4 protein-coding genes and 1 pseudogene are annotated in these 3,589 nt (G+C 55.4%); all 5 read left to right on the top strand.

What is annotated here, in order from left to right:
* Positions 1 to 322: pseudogene (locus NFS31_RS26235) on the top strand (hypothetical protein); the annotation flags it as partial.
* A complete protein-coding gene (gene terL / locus NFS31_RS26230) occupies positions 319 to 1,713 on the top strand; it encodes a phage terminase large subunit (protein ID WP_251501876.1) in 1,395 nt (464 codons plus the stop codon). The pseudogene NFS31_RS26235 and the gene terL, both read left to right, overlap by 4 nt.
* Positions 1,714 to 1,786: 73 nt before the next feature.
* Positions 1,787 to 2,488, top strand: coding sequence for a DNA-methyltransferase (locus NFS31_RS26225; protein ID WP_251501871.1), 702 nt, complete (start codon positions 1,787 to 1,789; stop codon positions 2,486 to 2,488).
* 56 nt (positions 2,489 to 2,544) lie between these two features.
* Positions 2,545 to 2,778 carry a Thoeris anti-defense Tad2 family protein gene (locus tag NFS31_RS26220; protein ID WP_251501866.1) on the top strand — a complete coding sequence of 78 codons (234 nt, stop codon included), beginning with the start codon at positions 2,545 to 2,547 and terminating at the stop codon, positions 2,776 to 2,778.
* A 4-nt stretch (positions 2,779 to 2,782) separates the two neighbouring features.
* On the top strand, positions 2,783 to 3,589 hold an 807-nt coding region (locus NFS31_RS26215; RefSeq protein WP_251501861.1), incomplete at its 3' end, for a DUF935 domain-containing protein.

Genomic DNA, 3,589 nt, shown 5'->3' with positions numbered 1-3,589 from the left:
GGAGCTGCCCGGTGAGGGGCCTGTGGAGGGTATGACGCTGGTAAGCCGCTCATACGGCACAGAGAAAGGCAAAGAAATCGATTTAAAAGAATACCAGGGGAAGCTGGGACAGATCCAGGCTATTGAGGAAGCATTGACACGTGTGCAGGCCCGCAAACAGAAAGCAATTGATTCCCTCCACCGCTATGGCTATGACGACGCCCGTCTCGAAATCGAGCTGAGGAACGCGCAGAAGGCAGAGAAGGAAGCCGGGATGGACGACAGCGGGGATGGAAACGGGGTCTGTCTCTATCTCCCTGACAACGGACGTGATACGCCATGATTAAAGTATTAAAACCACAGAAAGGCCCGCAGGAGGCGTTCCTCGCGACGCCTGCGGACATCGCCATATACGGCGGCGCTGCGGGCGGCGGGAAGTCGTATGCGCTCCTCCTGGAGGCGGCAAGGCATACAGGCAACCCGAAATTTGGCGCGGTCATATTCCGGCGGCAGTCCATCCAGATCACGCAGGAGGGCGGCCTGTGGGATACCAGCACGGAGATATACGGGGGCCTGGCTGTCCCCAGGACATCGCCGCGCCGCTTCTGGCGCTTCCGTTCTGGGGCAAAGGTGAATTTTGCGCATATTGACGGCGATAAGGACTTAAACGGGTGGCAGGGCAGCCAGATCGCGCTGATTGGCTACGATGAGCTGACACATTTTACAAAGCACCAGTTTTTCTACATGATGTCACGTAACCGCTCCGCGTGCGGGATAAAGCCTTACATCCGGGCCACCTGTAACCCCGACTCTGACAGTTGGGTGGCTGATTTTATCGGGTGGTGGATTGATCCGCAGACCGGCTATCCGATACCGGAACGGAGCGGAAAAATCCGTTACATGGCCCGCAAAAACGAGGAAATCGTCTGGGCCGATACCCCGGAAGATCTTGTTTCGCAGGGAATAGACCGTACAGAAATAAAGAGCGTTACGTTTATCGCCTCTACCATCAACGACAATAAAATCCTCCTGGCAAATGATCCGTCCTACCTTGCAAACTTAAAATCGCTTCCGCTGGTTGAACGGGAACGGCTCCTCAACGGGAACTGGAAGATCAAGCCGGCAGCAGGCATGTACTTTAAGCGCACGCAGGTCGGGGAAATGCTTGGAACGCTGCCCGGGGACGTCATACTGTGGGCCCGCGGATGGGATCTGGCAGCCACAGGAGAAGACGAAAACGGCGATCCGGCCTATACGGCGGGCGTGCTCATCGGGAAGCGGAGGAATGGCCGCTACATAGTGGCTGATGTAATTAATAAGCGTCTTACGGCCTCAGAGGTGCGTAAGCTCATCCTCATGACCGCGCAGACAGACCGGGCGGCATATGGCCGTGTGATACAGCGGCTCCCGCAGGATCCGGGGCAGGCGGGGAAAGAACAGGCGCAGAGTTATACCAGGATGCTTTCCGGCTTCCTCGTAAAGGTGATACCGGAGAGCGGGAGCAAGGAGTCCCGGGCCGAGCCGTTCGCGGCACAGTGGCAGGCCGGGAATGTGGATGTCCTGACCGCAGAGTGGAATGAGATGTATTTCAACCAGCTCGAATCATTCCCGGAGGGAAAATTTAAAGACATGGTTGATGCGGGAAGCTCCGGCTTTAATGAAATTGAGAACGGGGCCACATACTCAGCCCCGCCATCCGAAAACCGGTTAGGCAGGAGCAGTTACTGGAGGTGAAACCAGATAAATGAATGGACGGAAGAGGAAAGATTTGCAGATAACACTTTTTCAGGGGGATTGCCTTGAATTAATGGAACATATGGAAGATGGGCTGTTTGATATGGTCCTGACCGATCCCCCATATTCATCAGGCGGGCTGTATGCCGGGGACAGGCAGAAAAGTACAGCCAGTAAATACACGGATACAACTTATAACGGGGCATCAAGATTCCCGGATTTCAGCGGCGATAACATGGATCAGCGTTCTTTTACGGAATTTATGCGTATGGTCCTGGCTAAAGCAAGGCAGAAAAGCAAAGACGGGGCGGTTATCGCAGTATTCGTTGACTGGCGTAACCTCGCGGCCATGACGGACGCCCTTCAGGCAGCAGGCTGGATTTACCGTGGGATCGTCGTATGGAATAAGGGCAACGCCCGAAATATCCCCGGACGTTTCCGGCAGGACTGTGAATTTATCGTCTGGGGCACCAACGGGCAGAAACCGGTGGACTGGAAACCCGGGGCTGCAGCACTCCAGGGGTTTTACAGCGAAAAAAGCGTCCCCTCCAGAATAAAACATCATCAGACAGAGAAACCCGTTAGCCTGTTGGAAAAACTGATTGCAATTTCTCCGGCAGACGGTTATGTCTGTGATTTGTTCATGGGAAGCGGGAGCACTGGGGTTGCCTGTATAAATACAAACCGGAACTTTACGGGGATAGAACTCAGTAAACAGATATTTGATACTGCAAAAACAAGGATAGATGAGGTAATGGCAGCCATCTGGGAATAAAACCCGTATGTCCAGGACAGGCGGACAGCGGTATCGGGACGGAGGAGAATAAACATATGACTTTTGAGAAAGCACTCGGACAGGTAAAAAAGGGGGACGGGACAGGGATGAGGCGCCCCCACTGGGAAAACGGGGATGTGCGTTGCCAGAACCCTTTGTTTAACGGCCCGTGCACAGGCGCGGGGATGACAGCGCCTTACCTGTACATGTCAGACAGGCTGGGGAATATCCCCTGGATCCCGTCAATGAGGGATTTGTTTGCGGATGACTGGGAGATTGTGGAGTGGTAAACCTATGGCAAAAAACAGGGAAATCGGCCGCACAGGCCAGCGCCGCTACGGAGGGACGCTGTACGAGGAATTCCTCCCGGAGCTCCGTGGGCGGCGCGGGATAGAGGTATACCGGGAAATGTCCGACAATGACGATGTGGTGGGCGCGATCCTCTTTGCTGTCAAAATGCTGGTCCGGCAATGCGCCTGGAATGTGGAGCCGGGCGGCGCTACGGCAGCGGACAGGGAGGCGGCGGAGTTTGTAAGGGGCTGTATGGACGACATGCAGGACACCTGGATTGACACTGTGTCCGAAATCCTCTCTTTCCTCACTTACGGCTGGAGCTTCCACGAGATTGTTTATAAGCGCCGTATGGGAAACACAGGCGACCGACGCAGCAGGAGTAAATACAGCGACGGCCTGGTCGGCTGGAAAAAGCTGCCGGTAAGGGCGCAGGAAACCCTGTACCGCTGGGAGTATGACCGGGAGGACAACCTCCTCGCCATGACACAGATGCCGCCCCCGGATTTCGGGATATACACGATCCCCGTAGAAAAAGCGCTCCTGTTCCGGACGGAGAGCCGCAGGGACAGCCCGGAGGGCAGGAGCATCTTAAGGAACGCCTACAGGCCGTGGTATTTTAAGCGGCGGATCCAGGAGATTGAGGGGATCGGCATTGAGAGGGATCTGGCCGGGCTCCCCGTCCTGTATGCGCCCGAAACATCGGACATATGGAACCCGAACATACCGGATAATCCCGAGAAGCTTTCGCGTCTGGAAGATATTGTCAGGAACATCCGCCGGGATGAGATGGAGGGAATTGTCCTCCCG

It is taken from the genome of Otoolea muris (assembly GCF_943193115.1).
In the GTDB taxonomy this organism is placed as follows: domain Bacteria; phylum Bacillota; class Clostridia; order Lachnospirales; family Lachnospiraceae; genus Otoolea; species Otoolea muris.
Note: the sequence above shows the minus strand (reverse complement) of the source record. Positions and strands in the feature narration are given on the sequence as shown.

What these genes read in the sequence shown, in the direction of transcription:
- terL (WP_251501876.1), top strand. Translation starts at nt 319, where the DNA reads ATGATTAAAGTATTAAAACCACAGAAAGGCCCGCAGGAGGCGTTCCTC.
- NFS31_RS26225 (WP_251501871.1), top strand. Translation starts at nt 1,787, where the DNA reads ATGGAACATATGGAAGATGGGCTGTTTGATATGGTCCTGACCGATCCC.
- NFS31_RS26220 (WP_251501866.1), top strand. Translation starts at nt 2,545, where the DNA reads ATGACTTTTGAGAAAGCACTCGGACAGGTAAAAAAGGGGGACGGGACA.